Origin of the sequence: Actinomadura graeca, from assembly GCF_019175365.1 — a bacterium.
Lineage (GTDB): Bacteria > Actinomycetota > Actinomycetes > Streptosporangiales > Streptosporangiaceae > Spirillospora > Spirillospora graeca.
The window spans coordinates 3,702,642-3,718,603 of sequence record NZ_CP059572.1 but is presented as its reverse complement, the minus strand read 5'-3'; the positions used below and the strand labels follow the sequence as shown (position 1 = coordinate 3,718,603).

Annotated in this window: 16 protein-coding genes and 2 pseudogenes; 13 read left to right on the top strand and 5 right to left on the bottom strand. The window is 70.9% G+C overall.

Features of this window, described 5'->3' with window-relative positions:
- Positions 1 to 4: 4 nt before the first annotated feature.
- The 3 genes from AGRA3207_RS16320 to AGRA3207_RS16310 form a co-directional block, all read right to left on the bottom strand.
- Positions 5 to 379 (bottom strand): hypothetical protein, encoded by a 375-nt coding sequence (locus tag AGRA3207_RS16320; protein ID WP_231335489.1) that lies wholly within the window; start codon positions 377 to 379, stop codon positions 5 to 7.
- Positions 370 to 597: a hypothetical protein gene (locus AGRA3207_RS16315; RefSeq protein ID WP_231335488.1), complete on the bottom strand. Its 228-nt coding sequence runs from the start codon at positions 595 to 597 to the stop codon at positions 370 to 372. The genes AGRA3207_RS16320 and AGRA3207_RS16315 overlap by 10 nt, the downstream gene beginning before the upstream one ends.
- A 230-nt stretch (positions 598 to 827) precedes the next feature.
- Positions 828 to 1,997 (bottom strand): helix-turn-helix domain-containing protein, encoded by a 1,170-nt coding sequence (locus AGRA3207_RS16310; protein WP_231335487.1) that lies wholly within the window; start codon positions 1,995 to 1,997, stop codon positions 828 to 830.
- Positions 1,998 to 2,573: 576 nt separating this feature from the next.
- On the opposite strand from AGRA3207_RS16310, the pseudogene AGRA3207_RS40095 reads away from it, so the two are divergent.
- The 3 genes and pseudogenes from AGRA3207_RS40095 to AGRA3207_RS16300 form a co-directional block, all read left to right on the top strand.
- Positions 2,574 to 2,636 (top strand): annotated as a pseudogene (locus AGRA3207_RS40095) (DUF397 domain-containing protein); the annotation flags it as partial.
- A gap of 77 nt (positions 2,637 to 2,713) precedes the next feature.
- A pseudogene (locus AGRA3207_RS40090) lies at positions 2,714 to 2,773 on the top strand (hypothetical protein); the annotation flags it as partial.
- 414 nt (positions 2,774 to 3,187) lie between these two features.
- Entirely contained in the window at positions 3,188 to 4,213 is a 1,026-nt protein-coding gene (locus AGRA3207_RS16300) for a methyltransferase domain-containing protein (protein ID WP_231335486.1), read from the top strand.
- Here the strand turns inward: AGRA3207_RS16300 and AGRA3207_RS16295 are convergent.
- Positions 4,203 to 5,447, bottom strand: a complete 1,245-nt coding sequence (locus tag AGRA3207_RS16295; RefSeq protein WP_231335485.1) for a DUF3500 domain-containing protein — start codon at positions 5,445 to 5,447, stop codon at positions 4,203 to 4,205. The genes AGRA3207_RS16300 and AGRA3207_RS16295 overlap by 11 nt on opposite strands.
- Before the next feature lie 28 nt (positions 5,448 to 5,475).
- Complete coding sequence (locus AGRA3207_RS16290; protein ID WP_231335484.1) at positions 5,476 to 6,123, bottom strand: NAD(P)-dependent oxidoreductase; 648 nt, start codon at positions 6,121 to 6,123, stop codon at positions 5,476 to 5,478.
- An 89-nt stretch (positions 6,124 to 6,212) separates the two neighbouring features.
- On the opposite strand from AGRA3207_RS16290, the gene AGRA3207_RS16285 reads away from it, so the two are divergent.
- The 10 genes from AGRA3207_RS16285 (at position 6,213) to AGRA3207_RS16240 (ending at position 15,917) form a co-directional block, all read left to right on the top strand.
- Positions 6,213 to 6,626, top strand: a complete 414-nt coding sequence (locus AGRA3207_RS16285) for a winged helix-turn-helix transcriptional regulator (protein ID WP_231335483.1) — start codon at positions 6,213 to 6,215, stop codon at positions 6,624 to 6,626.
- A gap of 141 nt (positions 6,627 to 6,767) precedes the next feature.
- Complete coding sequence (locus tag AGRA3207_RS16280; RefSeq protein ID WP_231335482.1) at positions 6,768 to 7,433, top strand: GntR family transcriptional regulator; 666 nt, start codon at positions 6,768 to 6,770, stop codon at positions 7,431 to 7,433.
- A complete protein-coding gene (locus AGRA3207_RS16275; protein WP_231335481.1) occupies positions 7,430 to 8,206 on the top strand; it encodes a nitrilase-related carbon-nitrogen hydrolase in 777 nt (258 codons plus the stop codon). Before AGRA3207_RS16280 ends, AGRA3207_RS16275 begins: the two co-directional genes overlap by 4 nt.
- Positions 8,203 to 8,847, top strand: a complete 645-nt coding sequence (locus tag AGRA3207_RS16270) for a DUF2848 family protein (protein ID WP_231335480.1) — start codon at positions 8,203 to 8,205, stop codon at positions 8,845 to 8,847. Before AGRA3207_RS16275 ends, AGRA3207_RS16270 begins: the two co-directional genes overlap by 4 nt.
- Entirely contained in the window at positions 8,847 to 10,295 is a 1,449-nt protein-coding gene (locus AGRA3207_RS16265; RefSeq protein ID WP_231335479.1) for a 4-hydroxyphenylacetate 3-hydroxylase family protein, read from the top strand. The genes AGRA3207_RS16270 and AGRA3207_RS16265 overlap by 1 nt, the downstream gene beginning before the upstream one ends.
- A 32-nt stretch (positions 10,296 to 10,327) precedes the next feature.
- Positions 10,328 to 10,672 (top strand): cupin domain-containing protein, encoded by a 345-nt coding sequence (locus tag AGRA3207_RS16260; protein WP_231335478.1) that lies wholly within the window; start codon positions 10,328 to 10,330, stop codon positions 10,670 to 10,672.
- Positions 10,673 to 10,683: 11 nt separating this feature from the next.
- Positions 10,684 to 11,211, top strand: coding sequence for a flavin reductase family protein (locus AGRA3207_RS16255; protein WP_231335477.1), 528 nt, complete (start codon positions 10,684 to 10,686; stop codon positions 11,209 to 11,211).
- Between the two features lie 76 nt (positions 11,212 to 11,287).
- The gene (locus AGRA3207_RS16250) at positions 11,288 to 12,853 is read left to right on the top strand and encodes a CocE/NonD family hydrolase (protein ID WP_231335476.1); all 1,566 of its coding nucleotides are present in this window, start codon (positions 11,288 to 11,290) and stop codon (positions 12,851 to 12,853) included.
- A 299-nt stretch (positions 12,854 to 13,152) separates the two neighbouring features.
- Positions 13,153 to 14,778, top strand: a complete 1,626-nt coding sequence (locus tag AGRA3207_RS16245) for an MFS transporter (protein ID WP_231335475.1) — start codon at positions 13,153 to 13,155, stop codon at positions 14,776 to 14,778.
- A 95-nt stretch (positions 14,779 to 14,873) separates the two neighbouring features.
- Positions 14,874 to 15,917 carry a hypothetical protein gene (locus AGRA3207_RS16240; protein WP_231335474.1) on the top strand — a complete coding sequence of 348 codons (1,044 nt, stop codon included), beginning with the start codon at positions 14,874 to 14,876 and terminating at the stop codon, positions 15,915 to 15,917.
- Positions 15,918 to 15,962: the final 45 nt, after the last annotated feature.

Genomic DNA, 15,962 nt, shown 5'->3' with positions numbered 1-15,962 from the left:
GGGGTTACCCGTCCGCCTGGAGGAGTTCGCGGGCAGCGGCCACAAACGCGGAGCTCTCCGCGGCACCGTTGGCGTTCACCTGGTGGGCGAGCTTGTGGGCGGCGTCCCGGATCTCGCTCACCGTCTTGGGGTGGTGGCCGGTGTCGTCCAGCAGGCGGCGGACGCACAGGGAGACCTCGTTGAACGCCACATCGAACGCCTCATCCGCCGGTGCCGCTGGAGTTTCGTCGAGCGTTGCCTCCGCTTCTTCGCGGGCCGCGTCGGTGATGCGCCGGATCATCGCTTTGGGTCGGTTCTGGGACGCCATGACTTCTTCGAAGGCCGCGGCGGCGATCTGCGCCAGCCGCGCAGGCCGCGCCACAATGTCACTCATGAGCACATCGCCCGCCAGATGATCCGGGCCGCCGCATCCAGGTCGGACGCCCGGGCGAACGCGGGTTTTCCTGGGCATGCGAGCCACCAGTCGCCTTCGCGGTAGGCGACCTCGACGAGCAGCGAATGCGTGTTGTCCACGCGGACCACCTGCAACATAGGGGTCCCGCCCTCGTCCACGATCACCGCGGCCAACTCCCGCACCCGCGAGAACCGCGCTTGCAACCCCCGAAACGTCCTTAGGCGTTCGGGATTGACCGGTTCGATGATCGCCGCCAGTGGGGAACGGACGGCGGCCTCGCACGGTCCGTCCAAGGGAACGGGAGGGCGCCGGTTGAGTGGGCGGTCCCTGGTAGGCCGCATGCGGTGAAGTCCCATGCCGAAGACGGTAGGGAATGCGGTTCGGCCCAACAATGGCACTTCGGATTTGACGAACCTGGAAGTGCCACCCAACGCTACACGGTCATATGGAGAAAGTTGGCGAATTCCCGCATGTCTGGCGTAAGCGTGCGGCGGCGAGAAACGATCTGTCCGAAAATGTCCTCCGCGTAGCACTGGTTGGAGATCCATTCTGGAGCGTCGAGCCTGATCCCTTGCAGGACGTCGAACGCTTCCGCATGTTGCCGGAGAGTGACGCGAGCCTGTGCGACGTCCAGAAGGTGCCGGTTCCGGTTGTTCGAGGTCGGCCGAAGATCCGATACCGGGATCTGCGAGGACATCGCGATCACGCGGTCCGGACGGTCCTCCACCATGGCGTTCTCCGCCCGTTTCATGGCGACCGTCAGAGGCCCGAACGCCCGCAGGAAGTCATTGGGCGGGGAGTATTCCGCCCCCATGGCGACCGCCGCCGTACGTGCGAGCCTGATGGCGTCCTCTGCGTCTCCCGGCTGGGCGTTTCTGGCGGCGGCAGTGGAAAGCCGGACGAGCAGCCAGCCCCACGCGGACAGTTCCGCCATGGTCGCCCGTGAGATGCGGGGTTCGACGTCGTCCGCCCATGCGCTCGTCAGCGCGAGGGTTTCCGCCAAGTGGCCCTGGCGAAGCTTGAGCCAGGCGAGCGTGCTGATGATCGCCGCTACGTCGAACCCGTCCGACGCATCGTTCAGCGCCCGATGGAGCGCTGTCTCCGCCATGTCGAACTGGCGTGTCTGGGTGAGCAGCCAGCCCGTGTGATGGAGAACCCGCGCCCGCACCGGCCGCGCCTCGGCCCCCAATTCGTCAGCGTCGCGTAGAAGCGGCGGCAATGCAGCGGAGAGCTTGGAGTACTGGTCTCCCGAAAACAGGGGCATCAGCGCATGGAACGCCTTGGACACGCCTTGGACGGTTGGCGGCTCATCGAGTGAATCGCCGTGCAACCCTTGCAGCGCCCTATGAATCGGCTGCCATTGGCCGGCATTGCCGGTGTCAGTGCGATCGCCGGTCGGAGGAGCGATCAAGTCGGACGTCGGCACGCGGAGCGCGGCGGCGAACCTTCGCAACGTCTCAAGCCGCATGCCTTCCTTCTCTCCCTGTTCGATCTTGCGGACGAGGGAGAGGGACACACCGGCGAGTGTGGCGAGTTCCTTTTGTGTGAGGCCACGCAGCTTCCGTGCGGCTTGCAACCGCTGTCCGACGTTGCGAGTGCTCATGCGTCCAGGCTAAGCACTGCCCACCCCCGATGGCGGAGGAACGGTGACGCCCGCCGCCCGTACTGGAGTGTGCCACTTGGCAGTGCGGGCCGTCTGGAAGAGCCCCGGTGACGGTTCCGGGGCGAACGCGGGTTGTCTGGGGCATGCGAGTCACCAGTCGCCCTCGCGGTAGACGACGTCGACGAGCAGCGAACTTGTGTTGTCCACGCGGAGCACCTGCAAGATTGGGGCCCCGCCCTCGTCCACGATCATCGCGGCCAACTCCCGCACCCGCGAAAACCGCGTTTGCAACCCCCGAAAGAACTTCAGCCTTCTCCGGGGTGAGGCGCCGTCACCTCCAGGATGGGAGATTCGCATTGGGACGGCCGGAGCCCGCGTCGGGCGAGACGGCGCGTTCAAAATCACGACTTTGGACGGGGTCGATTCCGCGTACGTGGAAGCCGCCGGTGAAGGGGCGACTATTCCAGGATGCGACAGATGTACTCTCTTACCGAGCACGGTTCGACCGCATCGGAGATGAGGCCCTACCCGTGCGCGCATCGTTGGAGCTGATCAAGCAGTGATGGAGGGTCTTGAATGACTCCCGTATGGCGCAAGTCCTCGTATAGCGGGACAGGCGGCAGTCAGAGCGATTGCGTCGCCGTCGCGGCGCTCGCGCGTAGCGTCGGTGTACGAGAGACTCCGAAGACCCGGATGGCCCCCGGCTCGCGCTCTCCGCCGCGGACTTTCGCGACTTCGTTTCTGCGATCAAGCGCGGCGACCACGACAGTCCCTGATGGAACGACGGCACTGACCCCGGCCACAAAGTGTGGCCGGGGTTTGTCCTGTCTGCGGGACTTTGCCGTCAAAATTAATGTGCCAGCGGGTAGTCGGAAGAGGAATCTATCTGCGGAGGCGGTGGTGCAAGGCTGATCGTCTGATTTCAATGAAGGGCACAGCTATGGAGGGAGAAGGATGGGGAAGCACGGGACGGGTGGCGATGAGCGCGACAGTAGCAAGGGGAAGGATAAGCAGGGCACCTTCGTAGACCCCGCCAAGGGGGGCAAGGATAAGGGCAACAAGGGCAAGTGAGCGGGTACGAGGGGTTGAATCGGGGGCTTGTGGGGGAGTTGGTGGGGGGTGGTGAGCTGGCTGATGGGTGGCGTGAGGCGTTTCTGAGCACTCCTCGGCATCTGTTCGTTCCTGACGTCGTGTGGGACGACGGCGATGATGGCGTGCTGCGCGCGTCCTCCCGTGCTGAGGATCCGGCGGGGTGGCTGGCGGCCGTGTATGGCGACGAGGCGATCGTCACGCAGGTGGACGACGGTGCCGCGTCGGATGATGGGACGGGGCGGCGGGTCACCAGTTCGATCTCCAAGCCGTCCATCGTCGCCAGGATGCTCGGCCATCTTCAGTTGGAGGCCGGTATGCGGGTGCTGGAGATCGGCACCGGTACCGGCTGGAACGCGGCGCTGCTCGCGCGTGTGGCCGGGGAGCGGAATGTCGTCTCGGTCGAGGTGGACGGCGGGCTGGCCGAGCGTGCCCGCAAGGCGCTCGCGGAGGCGGGGCTCTCGCCTCTGGTGGTCACCGGCGATGGCGCGGAAGGTCATGCACGGGGCGCGCCATATGACCGGGTGATCGCTACGGCATCCGCGCAGACCGTCCCCTACTCTTGGGTCGCCCAGACGCGGCCCGGGGGCATCATCCTGGCCCCGTGGGGCAACGCCTATGACAACGGCGCCCTGGTTCGGTTGACGGTCGATGCGCATGGAGCGGCATATGGTCCGTTCGTCGACAACACGGTCGCGTTCATGTGGCTGCGTGCTCAGCGGGTACCGCGGCCGGGGCCGCCGGTGGATCTGGCGGGTGCGTCCGAGTCGTCCACGACCCTGCATCCGGACGCGGTCGCCTGGGACGACTACGACGCCAGGTTCGCCGTGGGCCTCCGGCTGCCGGACGTGACCGTGCGGTTCGCGGATGCCGACGGTGACGACTTCGCGTTCTGGGCGTCCGCCGGTACGTCCTGGGCCTGCGTCGACGTCACCGGCGGCCCCGTCCACCGGGTGCGTCAGAAGGGGCCGCGTTCACTGTGGACGGAGATCGAGGCCGCTCACCGATGGTGGGAGGAGAAGGGGCGGCCGGGCACCGGACGGTTCGGCCTCGCCGTCACCCGCGATCGTCAGTACGCCTACCTCGACGTGCCCGACGACCCCGTCTCCAGGTGCGTCAGCGCCTGACGCCCTGCTGTGGATGGTGGCGGGCGAGGTGGCGGCGCAGCAGGTCGCGTCCGTAGTCGCCGCCGTTGGGGGTGCGCACGATCGTGTGGACGTGGAACGGCTCGGGCTGGTCGTTGTCGAGGAAGACGCCTTCGTGGCAGTCGTATTCGATCAGGACGACGGGGCTGTGGACGCGGTAGTAGAAGGCGTCGTCGTCACCGCTGCCGCCGATCCAGGCGATGTGCGTGTCGTCGAGATGGCGCTCGATGCCTTCCATGAACGCGGCGGCGGGGCCGTCCGGGAGCCGTTGCACGTAGGTCTTCACCAGGTGGAGCAGCGAGTTCCGTTGCCTGGGGGAGAGCCCCTCGGCCGGTAGCCCGGCGTAGGGGATGACGCGGTTGTCCTGGGCGGGGCCGCCCAGGTGCCTGCCGTTGACCGGGTCCGCGAGTTCGGCGGGCAGGTCCTGCAACCGGATCGATGGGTGGAGGACGGCCCGGCGTGCCTGGTCAGGGCGCAGGCCGCGCAGCAGGTCGAGTCCGGCCGTCCGCTGCTCGTCGAACAGGCGCAGGCCCTTGTGGGCACCGCGGTCGGCCTCGGTGGGCTCGGCGCCGATGAAGGCCGGGGTGAGGACCATCTGCCGGCCGATGATGAAGCAGTGAACGTCGAGGTGGTGGCCCCACAGTTGCCATCCCCACGGCTCCGTCGCCGACGGTGTGCCGAACACGGCGACGAAGTAGCCGTACTCGGTGAGGGAGTCGCGGTACTGGCCGATCAGCTCGCCGAGCGCGGCGTTGAGCTTCATCGCCGTCCGGGCGTCGGCATAGCCGGTGGCGGATAAGGACGCCTCCAGCATCGCGAGCGCGCGCTCGCGATGCGCGGGCCCGAGGTCCTCCAGGCGCAGGCCGTGCGGATCCCAGGTCGGATAGGCGTTGGTCCACATCCGCCATTCGTCCGCATCGACGGCGAAGAGGACGTCTTCGCGCTGTGCGGGGGTGAGGCAGTCGAGGAAGGCGGTCGCTGCCTTGCTCGCTGGCTCGGGATTCCAGCCGGTGTCCTGGAGGGCGAACAGCTCGGGGACGACGTGCCCGTCCGTGGTGATCCCGGTCAGCGGTTCTTGTGCCCTTTCGAGGACGGGCGGGAACAATTCCTGCGCGTCGAGGTCCGGCGGAAGGCCCGAGAGATCCAGCCGGCCGTTATGGATCGGCAGTCCGAGGACGGGGCCGAATCCCCGGTAGAGCGTCTTTTCGTCGTCCATGATGGGGAATTCCTTTTCCGGTCTCGGCCTAGTGGCCGAGGTTGACCTGTGCCCTGTGGTGGTCGCCCTTCTCGATCAGGTCGACGAACCCGAGGGCGTAGTCGGCGGCGGAGATCCTGCCGCCGTCGTCGGGCTGGACCGCGACGTCGTCGCCGAGCCGGTAACGGCCGAGTCGCTCGCCGGGCATATGCGCGCCGAACCTGAGTGCCGGGCTCACGAAGACCCAGTCGAGGGTCGGGGGCGTGGCCGGGAGGTCCTCGATGATGAGCGCCGCCCCGGCGCGGATCTCGTCGTGGAGCTCCGCGGGGATGTGGCCGAGGTCGGTGACGAAGCGGTCCGCCCCGGGGGCGGGACGCAGCGACGAGTGGCCGCCGACGACGAACAGGGGCACGCCCGCGGCGTCGGCCAGCCGCATGATGGTGCGGCAGACGTCGCGGAAAGCAGCGGCCAGCGGGCCGCGTGGGGCGAGTGCGGCCACGACGACGTCCGCGCCGTCAATGGCCGCCGAAAGCGTGGCCTCATTGGTGGCGTCACCTTGAATATATGTGACGTCCGGAATTGGTGCTTCGGGAAGTGAGCGGCTCAGTGAGGTGATTCGGTGACCGCGGGCAGCGGCCTCCGAGACGATGGCCGAACCGGCATAGCCGGTGCCGCCGATGACGGTGATACGAGACACGGGATGCCTTTCTCCGATGACGGGTGGCGTCGGATGACGCCTTTTGATTACGGTATGAGTGAAGCTCTCCGATGGGAAGAAGGCACCTTGTGGTAACCACCTCGGACAGGCCGGTGCTCCACGGCACCGACTACCGCGCAGACTGCCCGGCCCGCCACATCCTGGACCGCATCGGTGACCGTTGGACGGTTCTCATAGTGATCGCCCTCTGGGACGGCGAGGCCCGCTTCTCGGAGTTGCTCCGGCGCATCGAGGGCATCTCGCAGAAGATGCTCACCCAGACCCTCCGCGGGCTCGAACGGGACGGGCTCGTGCGCCGCACCGTCCACCCCGAGGTCCCGATCCGCGTCGAGTACGCGCTCACCGAGGCGGGCCGGACCCTGCGCGGGCCGCTGCGCGCGCTCCAGGAATGGGCGCTCGCGCATGTCGGCGACGTGTCGGCGTCGCAGGATGCCTACGACCGTGCGCATCGGCCTCCTGACTCCACGGATCGCGACGGGTAGCACCGCGATACCGGCCCCGACACCGGCCCGCTGCCTGCGGCCGCAGCGCTGTAGCAGTGGGCGAAGGCCGTCCTTCAGCTCGCTGACCTGCGGGTTCGCCGCTCTTGTGCCTCATGTCGACGTGATGTATACATTACGTCTATGAGTCGTACGCAAGGTGCGCGGGAAAGTGCGCAGGACGTCACGTACCGCTGGCTGAAGCGGCATATCGGGTCGTTGCCCCGGCACGAGGGCACCTTCCTGACCGAGGCGGAGGTCTGCGAGGCGACCGGGACGTCGCGGACGCCCGTGCGGGAGGCGCTGCTGCGGCTGGAGACCGAGGGCTTCCTGAAGATCATGCCGAAGAAGGGCGCGTTCGTGCCGCCCGTCTCGGACGCGGAGATCGAGGCGGTGATGCAGGCCCGCGAGCTGGTCGAGGACTGGAGCGTGCGCCGCGCGGCGCCGCTGGCCGAGGAGCTGGCGCCGGAGCTGGACGCGCTGATCGAGCGGCAGCAGGGCCTGCTGGACGATCCGGTCGAATTCATCGAGTGCGACCGGGCCTTCCACCGCGCGATCGTCACGCGGGCGGGCAATCCGGTGCTGGCCGAGTTCTACGAGTCGCTGCGCGACCGGCAGGTCCGGATGGGCCTGCGGGCCATCGCGTCGGCGGAGGACCGGGCGCGGGTCGTGCTGTCGGAGCACACGGCGATCGTGGACGCGATCCGGGCCGCCGACCCGCTGCGCGCGGCCGAGGCGCTCGCGGCGCACCTGGGCGGGACGCTGCGGGTCCTGCGGCTCCCCGCCGTGGCGAACTGGGACGGACGATGACCCGCGTCGCGCTCGTCCAGGTGGAGAGCCCGGCGTCCGAGCCGCCCGCGCGGCGGCGGGAGCGCGTCGGGCAGATGGTGGCGGACGCGGCGGGCGCCGAGCTGGTGCTGCTGCCCGAGCTGTGGCTGCCGGGCTACTTCGCGTTCGACCGCTACGAGGAGCTGGCCGAGCCGCTGGACGGGGACACCGTGGCGGCGGCGCGGGAGTGGGCCGGGGAGCTGGGCTGTTTCCTGCATCTGGGCAGTGTTCTGGAACGGTCCCCTGTGGGGCGGCTGCACAACACGGCCGTGCTCATCGACCCGGAGGGGACGATCGTCCACACGTACCGGAAGATCCACGTGTTCGGGTACCGGTCGCGGGAGGCGGAGCTGCTGACGCCCGGACGGGGCGTGGAGGTGACCGCGTCGCCGCTGGGGCCGCTGGGCTCCACGACCTGCTATGACCTGCGGTTCCCCGAGCTGTGGCGCGACCTGGTGGACGCGGGCGCGCAGGCCGTGGCGGTACCGGCGGCGTGGCCCGCGGCGCGCCGGGGGCACTGGCGGCTGTTCACCGAGTGCCGGGCGGTCGAGCAGCAGGTCGTGCTGCTGTCCTGCAACGCGGTCGGCACGCAGGGGGGCGTGGAGCTGGGCGGCGCCGGGCGCGTCGTCGACCCGTGGGGGACGGTCCTCGCCGAGGGCGGCGACAAGGAGGAGATCGTGCGCTGTGACGTCGACCCGGGGATCGTGACCCGGACGCGCGAGGAGTTCCCCGTCCTGAAGGACCGGCGGTCATGAGGCTGCGTCTCGGCGCCGGGGACCTGGAATGCGCGCCGCGGCACCTGATCGTCGCCGGGTACACCGGGCGGGACGAGGCGGCGGTCCGCGCGCACATCGAGGAGCTCGCGGCGATCGGCGTGCCGGAGCCGCCGGCCGTGCCCGCGTTCTACCGGCTGGACCCCGCCCTGCTGACCATGGAACCGGTGGTCGCCGTGGACGGCGGCAACACCTCCGGCGAGGTCGAGCCCGTGCTGATCCGGCACGAGGGCCGCCTCTACCTGGGCGTCGGGTCCGACCACACCGACCGCGACATCGAGCGGACCGGGATCGCCGAGTCGAAGGCCGCGTGCCCGAAGCCGCTCGGCGGGGAGGTCGTCCAGCTGCCGGACGGCGACGCGTGGGACGGCATCCGCGTCGAGTCGTCCGTGGACGGGCGGCCCTACCAGGCGGGGACGCTCGCGACCCTGCGCACCCCGCGTGACCTGCTGGCCCGGCTCGCGGAGGAGCTCGGCGAACTGGACGGGGACGTCGTGGTGTTCGCCGGGACGCTGCCGCTGCTCGGCGGCGCGTTCGTCCCGGGCCGCCGGTGGCAGCTGGCGCTGACCGTCGGCGCGACCACTCTGACCTGTGAATACGAGACGAAATGGAGGACGGCCTGATGCGCACCGGAGCCGAGTACCTGGCGGCGTTGAAGGACTCGCGGGAGATCTACCTCGACGGCGAGCGGGTGCAGGACGTCGCGGACCACCCGGCGTTCGCGCCGATCGCGCGGACGATGGCGGAGCTGTTCGACCTGGCGGCCGACCCGTCGAACGGGATGACCTACCGCTCGCCGGAGACGGGCGGCGAGGCCAACCTGGTGTTCTCCATCCCGCGCAGCCGGGAGGACCTCACGGCCCGCCGCCACGCGATCGAGACGTGGGCGCGGCACACGCACGGCTGGGTGGGCCGCAGCCCCGACCACGTGGGCTCGTTCATCTCGGCGTTCGCGTCGTCGCCGGAGTCGTTCGTCACCGACCGCCGGGATTTGTCGTCCGGCGTCACCGCCTACCACCGGCGGGTGCTGGAGGAGAGCCTGTACGTCTCCTACGCGATCATCCCGCCGCAGGTGTCGCGGGCGACGACCGCGCACGCGTGGGACGGGGAGTTCATCCAGGCGGGGGTCGTCGAGGAGCGGCCGGACGGGATCGTGGTGCGCGGCGCGCAGATGCTCGCCACCGGCGCCGCCGTCGCCGACGAGATCTTCATCTCCTGCATCAAGCCGCTGACGCCGGACGACCGCGACTTCGCCGTGGGCTTCACCGTCCCGGTGGAGGCCGACGGGCTGAAGCTGTACTGCCGCCGCCCGTACGCGACGGCGGGCAGCGGCTACGACTACCCGCTGTCCACGCGCTACGACGAGACGGACGCGCTGGTCGTGCTGGACGACGTGTTCGTCCCGTGGGAGCGGGTGTTCGTGGACCGGGACGTGGACGGGCTGCGCCGCCAGTTCTTCTCCACCGGCGCGCACGTGCTCGGCAACTGGCAGGCCCAGATCCGCTTCGTGGTGAAGCTGCGGTTCATCGCCGGGCTCGCCGGGAAGATCGCCTCGGTCAACGGGGTGGACCGGATCCCGGGCGTCCAGGAGAAGCTGGGCGAGCTGGCGGGGCTGGCGTCGCTGGTCGAGTCCGCCGTGCTCGCGGCCGAGTACAAGGCCGAGCCGGACGGGAACGGGATGTGGCGGCCGAACGCGCGGGCCGTCTACGGCGCGATGGGCCTCCAGGCCGAGCTGTACCCGCGGGTCCTGGCGATCCTGCGCGACCTCGCGGGCGGCGGGGTGCTGCAACTGCCGTCGAGCGTCGCCGACCTGCACGATCCGGCGATCCGTGCGGACATCGACCGGTACGTCCACTCCCCGGGGGTGGAGGCCGTGGACCGGGTGAAGCTGTTCAAGCTCGTCTGGGACGCGGTCGGGTCGGAGTTCGCGGGACGCCACCACCAGTACGAGATGTTCTACGCCGGCGCGCCGTTCGTCGCGAAGGGCTACGCCTACCGCAACTTCGGCTACCCGGAGGCCGTCGCGGACGTCGAGGCGTTCCTCGCCGGCTACACCGACACCGCCGCCTGACGCGGCACGGTTCTGAAACGGACACCAATCCCATGGCCAAGCCGGAACACGAGTTCTTCCCCGCCGAGAAGGTCGGCTTCACGCCCTGCGCGGGGGACGTCCCCGAACTGACCGAGCGGATCCTCGCCGCCGACGCCGGCGGCGGGGTCGCCACGCGGATGCTGCGCTTCGAGCCCGGCACCGACACCACGCCCAACGGCGTCCAGGCGCACGACTTCTGGGAGGAGGTCTACATCCTGGAGGGCTCGATCACCGACCTGCGGCTCGGTGAGACGTTCACCGCCGGGATGTACGCCTGCCGCCCGCCCGGCATGGAGCACGGGCCGTGGCGCAGCGAGGACGGCTGCCTCACCTTCGAGGTCCGCTACCGCGTATGAGGGAGGCAGTCATGTCACCGACCACCGGGCCCGGGGTCCTCGACCCCGCGGACATGCGCCGCGTCATGGGGCGTTTCACCACCGGGGTCGCCGTCATCACGACGCTGGACGCCGACGGCGACCCGCACGGGATGACCGTCAACTCGCTGACGTCGGTGTCGCTGGAGCCGCCGATGATCCTGGTGTGCTTCGGCGCGCGGGCCCGCACGGCCCTCGCCGTCGCCGCGTCCGGGCGGTTCGCCGTGTCGATCCTGGCCGCGCGCCAGGAGCCGATCGCGCGCCGGTTCGCCGGACGGGGCGAGGACCACTTCGCGGGGCTGCCGCTCACCTACGGCGAGCACGACGTCCCGGTCGTCCCGGACGCGCTCGCCCACCTCGAATGCGCCGTCGAGCGGCGGATCACCGCCGGGGACCACGTCGTGGTGCTCGGCGCCGTCCAGCGGACGTGCGACCGGGACGGCCCGCCGCTGGCCTTCCTCGGCGGCCGCTTCGGCGACTTCACCGGCCGTGGCCACGAGGCGCCCGCCTGGTTCTTCTGAGACGTCCCGCGCCTGTCACCCACCTGCTCGTTTCCGACCCCACCCGGCCCTCGCGCGGCCGGACGAGGAGTACGCCATGCCCTCGATCGATTTCCCGCTCCCCGCTCCAGAGCTCCTGGAGGCGCCGATGAGCGACGGGGCCCGCCTGTCGGTGCTGCGGTACGCGGCGTCGCGCGGCCCGGCCCCCGTGGTCGTGGTCATCACGCCGTACCGCAAGGAGTCGGCGATGCACCTGGAGCTGCTCCAGGTGCCCGTCCGCGAGGGCTACGAGGTGCTGATCGCCGACGTCCGCGGGATCGGCGGCTCGACCGGCCCCTACCACGGCGTCCTGTCCCCGCGGGAGGTCCAGGACGGCGTCGAGCTGCTCGAATGGACGGCCCGTCAGGAGTTCTGCGACGGCCGGACGGCCATGATCGGCGGCTCGTACTCGGGCCTGAACCAGCTGCTCATCGCCGCCCGGCGGCCCGAGGGCCTGCGGTGCGTCGCGCCGTGGATCGCCCCGACCGACTTCTACCGCGACATGTGGAAGCGCGGCGGGATCCCGTCCCACACGAACTGGGGTGCGATGGCGTTCATGTCCGCGCAGCGCGCCGACACCCGCCGCGAGGGGCTGCGGAACTTCTACGGCGAGATCGTCGGGGAGGACTTCGACACGGAGCTGTTCCACCGCAGCACGCCGGACCTGTCCGCGATCGAGGTCCCGGCGCTGTTCCTCGGCGGCTGGTACGACTACTTCCTGCGGGGCACCGTCCGCGGATTCCAGCACGCGGGATGCCCGAAGCGGCTGGTGGTGGGCCCGTGGAGCCACGAGCCGTTCCTGTCGGACGAGCAGAGCGGCGAGCTGGCGTCCTGGCTCGGCCACTGGCTGCGCGGGGAGGGCCCCGACCCGACCGCCGAGGGCGCCAACGTGCGCCTGTCCTGCCTCGGCTCCGACGACTGGGAGGTCCGCGGAGACTGGCCCGCGGCCGACGAGATCCCCTGGACCCGCTGGCGTCCCGTCGGCGCGGAGCACGCCCTTCCCGTCGAGGCGTGCCTCGCCAGCACGCCCCCTCCGCCGCCGTCCACGGTGGACACGATGGTGGACACGACCACCAACTCCGGGATGCGCCTGTGGGGGGAGTCGGCCACCTTCGACCTGACCGCCGCCGAACGTCCCGCGAGGCTGCTCGGCCCCGTCGGGCTCCGCGCCGTCCTGCGTGCCGGGGACGGCTGCGCCGACGTCGACGTGCACGCCCGCGTGTCGGTCGTCCGGCCGGACGGGCGGGTCCACCCGGTCACCGAGGGCCGCCTCCGCGCGTCGCACCGGGAGGTGGACGTCAAGCGGAGCCTGCTCGACCAGGACGGCGACGTCATCGTCCCCTGGCACACGCACACCGGGGGACTGCCCATCGAGCCGGGGGTGCCCTTCACGCTGCACGTGGAGGTCTACCCCGTGCACATCCGGCTCGCGCCCGGCGAGCGGCTCCGAGTCGGGCTGACCGTCGTCCGGGCCGACGAGTCCACGGAGCCCGCGCGGATCATGCTTCTGCCCGAGACGACCGTGTCCCTGCCGACGACCGTCCCCGATTCCCTCTCCACGATCCGGCCGCCATTTTCCGCCATTTCGGCGGAGGGATATGGGCAGGGAAACAGTCGGCCCTGACTACGGTGCGGGCATAACTCGTCACAGTGTCGATGGATCATGGCCCGGAATGCATCATGCGCAACTCTTCTATGCGCAATCCTGGCCTGATCGGGTCAACTCCTGGCAGGCCCTTGCGCTCTTACTGCAAACTGATCTGGACCTGACGGGGGTTGGTCCGGACGATGAAGTTCATTGGTGAGAATTGCATGCGCGCCCGGCGGTCGGCCGTGAGGCGCGAAGGCGGAGGCCGGGACGCCCGGCCCCCGCGGCGGTCCCCGGACACCTGACGCCGCCTCTGGCATCGAGGGGACCGGGGGATGGGACCGACACATCGGATCGCCGCGCTGGCGTGCGTGTGCGCGACGACGTTCATGATGGTGCTCGACATGACCGTCGTCGCGGTCGCGCTCGCCGACGTGCAGCGGGATCTGCACGCGGGGCTCGCGGGACTTCAGTGGGTGATCGACGCCTACGTGGTCCCGCTGGCGGCGCTGCTGCCGGTCGCCGCCGCGCTCGGCGACCGGTTCGGGCGGCGGGCGGTGTTCCTGGGCGGCACGGCCGTGTTCGGCGCGGCGTCGCTGGCCTGCGGGTGCGCGCCGGCGGTCGGGTGGCTGGCCGTGGCCCGCGCGGTGCAGGGCGCCGGCGCGGCGATGATGCTCGGCGTCGCGCTCGCGCTGATCGCGGACGTCTTCCCGGAGCGGCGGCAACAGGCAGTTCCGGGGGGTGTGGGGGGTCGTCCCCCCACAAGGGACAGGGCAGTTCCGGGGGGTGTGGGGGGTCGTCCCCCCACAAGAGACCGCGACGTCGCGCTGGGCGTGTTCGGCGCGACGGTGGCGAGCGCGATCGCGATCGGACCGCTGCTGGGCGGGTACCTCGCCCAGCAGGCGGGATGGCGGGCCGTCTTCCTGATCAACGTGCCGATCGGCGTCGCCGTGCTCCGCGCGGGGTGGCGGCGGCTTCCCAGGCCGGTGGAGCGCGGCGGGGGGCCGGTCGACTGGGCCGGGACCGCGACGCTGACCGCCGCGCTCGTCGCGCTGGTGACGGGCTGCGTCAGGGCGGGCGAGGACGGCTGGGACGACCCGCCCGTGCCGGTCCTGCTCGGTGCGGCCTGCGTGCTGCTGGCCTGCTTCGCCGTCATCGAGCGGCGCGTCGCCGTCCCGGTGGTGGACCTGCGGTTGTTCGCCGACCGCACCTACGGCGCGAACGCGCTGGTAGCCCTGCTCAACCAGGGTGCGGGCGTCGCGGCGGCGACCTACCTCGCGCTGTACGCGCAGCAGGTCCGGGGGCTCGGCCCGCTGAGGACGGGGTCATGCCTGCTGCCGTTCGGGGTGGCGGCGTTCCTGTCGGCGCTGCTCTCGGCGCCCCTGCTCGGGCGGGTGCCGTCGCGGTGGGCGGTCGGCGGCACGGCGGCGTTCACCTCGGCGGGCCTGGCGCTGCTCACCGCGCTGGATGCCGCGTCCGGGTGGACGGTGGTGATGTGCGGGCTCGCGGTGACGGGCGTCGGCCTGGGGGCCGGCTCGACCGTCCTCAACCAGGTCGCGGTGCACGGGGTGGACGCGCGCCGGGCGGGGATGGCCGGCGGGGTCATCATGGCGCTCCGCCAGGTGGGGACGGCGTTCGCCGTGTCGGCGCTGGGCGCGGCCTACCAGCACACCGCCGCGGTCCGGGCGGGTCGCGACCTGCGGGGGACCGCCGCGGCGGACGAGGCCGGGCGGGTCGCCGCGGCCATCGCCGACGGTGAGGCGCTGGACGGGACCGGGCTCTCCCCCGCCGCCGCGGCCGTCCTGCGGCACGCGTCGGTCACCGGCCTGGACCGTCTCTTCACCGTGGCCGCCGCCGTCACCGCGGCCGGGGGCCTCGTCGCGCTGCTGTGCGTGCGGGACGTCCGGAGGCCCCCGCGGCCGGAACCGCGCCCCGCCGGACGGGCGGCGGACGCACGCTGACTCTGGAAAGGAGCTGATCCGTCATTTCGAACGACCAGGCCGGGGAGGGCCGATTACTCATCGCGCCTATCACGATCACACCGACAAAACCGATCTTGCCCACCCATGCGAAAGGGTTCCTGTGGGTGGACGTGCTGTACCGGGCCACCCGCTCCCTCCGCGATGTGACGTTTCTGTGGAACACGCGCTCCGCCTGCCTGACCGGGCAGACGATGAGGTACTGGGAATATCTCGACCGGACATTCGGTGACATCGATTTCAGCCGCCATTCCGCGCAGGATCTGGGCGGGCTGTACGTGAAGGCGCACACGGAGCCGAGGCCGCCGTTCGCGGCCCTGCGGCCGTACGCGGAGCGGGCCGAGCGGGGGTGGATCCACCCCGCGAGCCTGCGGATCCTCCGGACATGGGCGGAGCAGCTCGACCTGCTCCACGTGACCGATCCCGGGTTCTTCCTCGACCGCCCTTACCGCCTGACGTCCGACGAGCTGATCGCGATGCTCGCCGACCGGGGCCTGTGCCTGGACCACCGCCGGTACGGCGGGCCCGCCTACCTGGACGGCACCCGCTGGGGGATGCCGCTGCGGATGGTCGTCGGCGAGGACGGGCACGCCAACTACCTGCTGATGGTGCTGCGCGACCTGGTGCCGGAGATCGCCGGGCACGACCGGGTCCTGCTCGTCCACGATGAGGGGATCGGCCCCGACTACGCGCTGGTCGAGCGGATCCTCCGGCACCTGGGGGCCGCCACGTCGCGGCTGGCGCTCGGCCGCGTGCCCGTTCCGGGGGTCGCCGGGACCAGCAAGGCGGGCGGCTGGGCGGGCACCGCGCTGGACGAGCTGTCCGCGCTCTGCCTGCGCCACGTCGACCCCGACGTCTACCGGCTCGGGATGCGGCTCTACTTCATCGCGACGTCGCAGCGGCAGGCGGGCGTCCCGCTCGACCTCCGGCTGCTCCGCCGCGCCATGGGCCGGGCGTCCGCCCTCCTCACCCGCGCGGACGGCGGGACCGGCCCCGCGGAGGAGCTGCGTCCGCACCTGACCCCGTCCGGCTGGGTCAGCCCCTACGCCCTGACCTGCCGGATCCTTGAGAAGGGTGGCCGCCGGCCCTCCCGCCTGCTCCTCGACGACGTCTTCCTGTAGCCCCGCCGCCGTGGCCGTCCCGCGCCGTCGCTCCGCCCCGTGCCC

Excerpts from the sequence above, each read along its gene's own strand:
- AGRA3207_RS16310 (WP_231335487.1), bottom strand. The coding sequence starts at position 1,997 with ATGAGCACTCGCAACGTCGGACAGCGGTTGCAAGCCGCACGGAAGCTG.
- AGRA3207_RS16295 (WP_231335485.1), bottom strand. The coding sequence starts at position 5,447 with ATGGACGACGAAAAGACGCTCTACCGGGGATTCGGCCCCGTCCTCGGA.
- AGRA3207_RS16280 (WP_231335482.1), top strand. The coding sequence starts at position 6,768 with ATGAGTCGTACGCAAGGTGCGCGGGAAAGTGCGCAGGACGTCACGTAC.
- AGRA3207_RS16275 (WP_231335481.1), top strand. The coding sequence starts at position 7,430 with ATGACCCGCGTCGCGCTCGTCCAGGTGGAGAGCCCGGCGTCCGAGCCG.
- AGRA3207_RS16270 (WP_231335480.1), top strand. The coding sequence starts at position 8,203 with ATGAGGCTGCGTCTCGGCGCCGGGGACCTGGAATGCGCGCCGCGGCAC.
- AGRA3207_RS16265 (WP_231335479.1), top strand. The coding sequence starts at position 8,847 with ATGCGCACCGGAGCCGAGTACCTGGCGGCGTTGAAGGACTCGCGGGAG.
- AGRA3207_RS16260 (WP_231335478.1), top strand. The coding sequence starts at position 10,328 with ATGGCCAAGCCGGAACACGAGTTCTTCCCCGCCGAGAAGGTCGGCTTC.
- AGRA3207_RS16255 (WP_231335477.1), top strand. The coding sequence starts at position 10,684 with ATGTCACCGACCACCGGGCCCGGGGTCCTCGACCCCGCGGACATGCGC.
- AGRA3207_RS16250 (WP_231335476.1), top strand. The coding sequence starts at position 11,288 with ATGCCCTCGATCGATTTCCCGCTCCCCGCTCCAGAGCTCCTGGAGGCG.
- AGRA3207_RS16245 (WP_231335475.1), top strand. The coding sequence starts at position 13,153 with ATGGGACCGACACATCGGATCGCCGCGCTGGCGTGCGTGTGCGCGACG.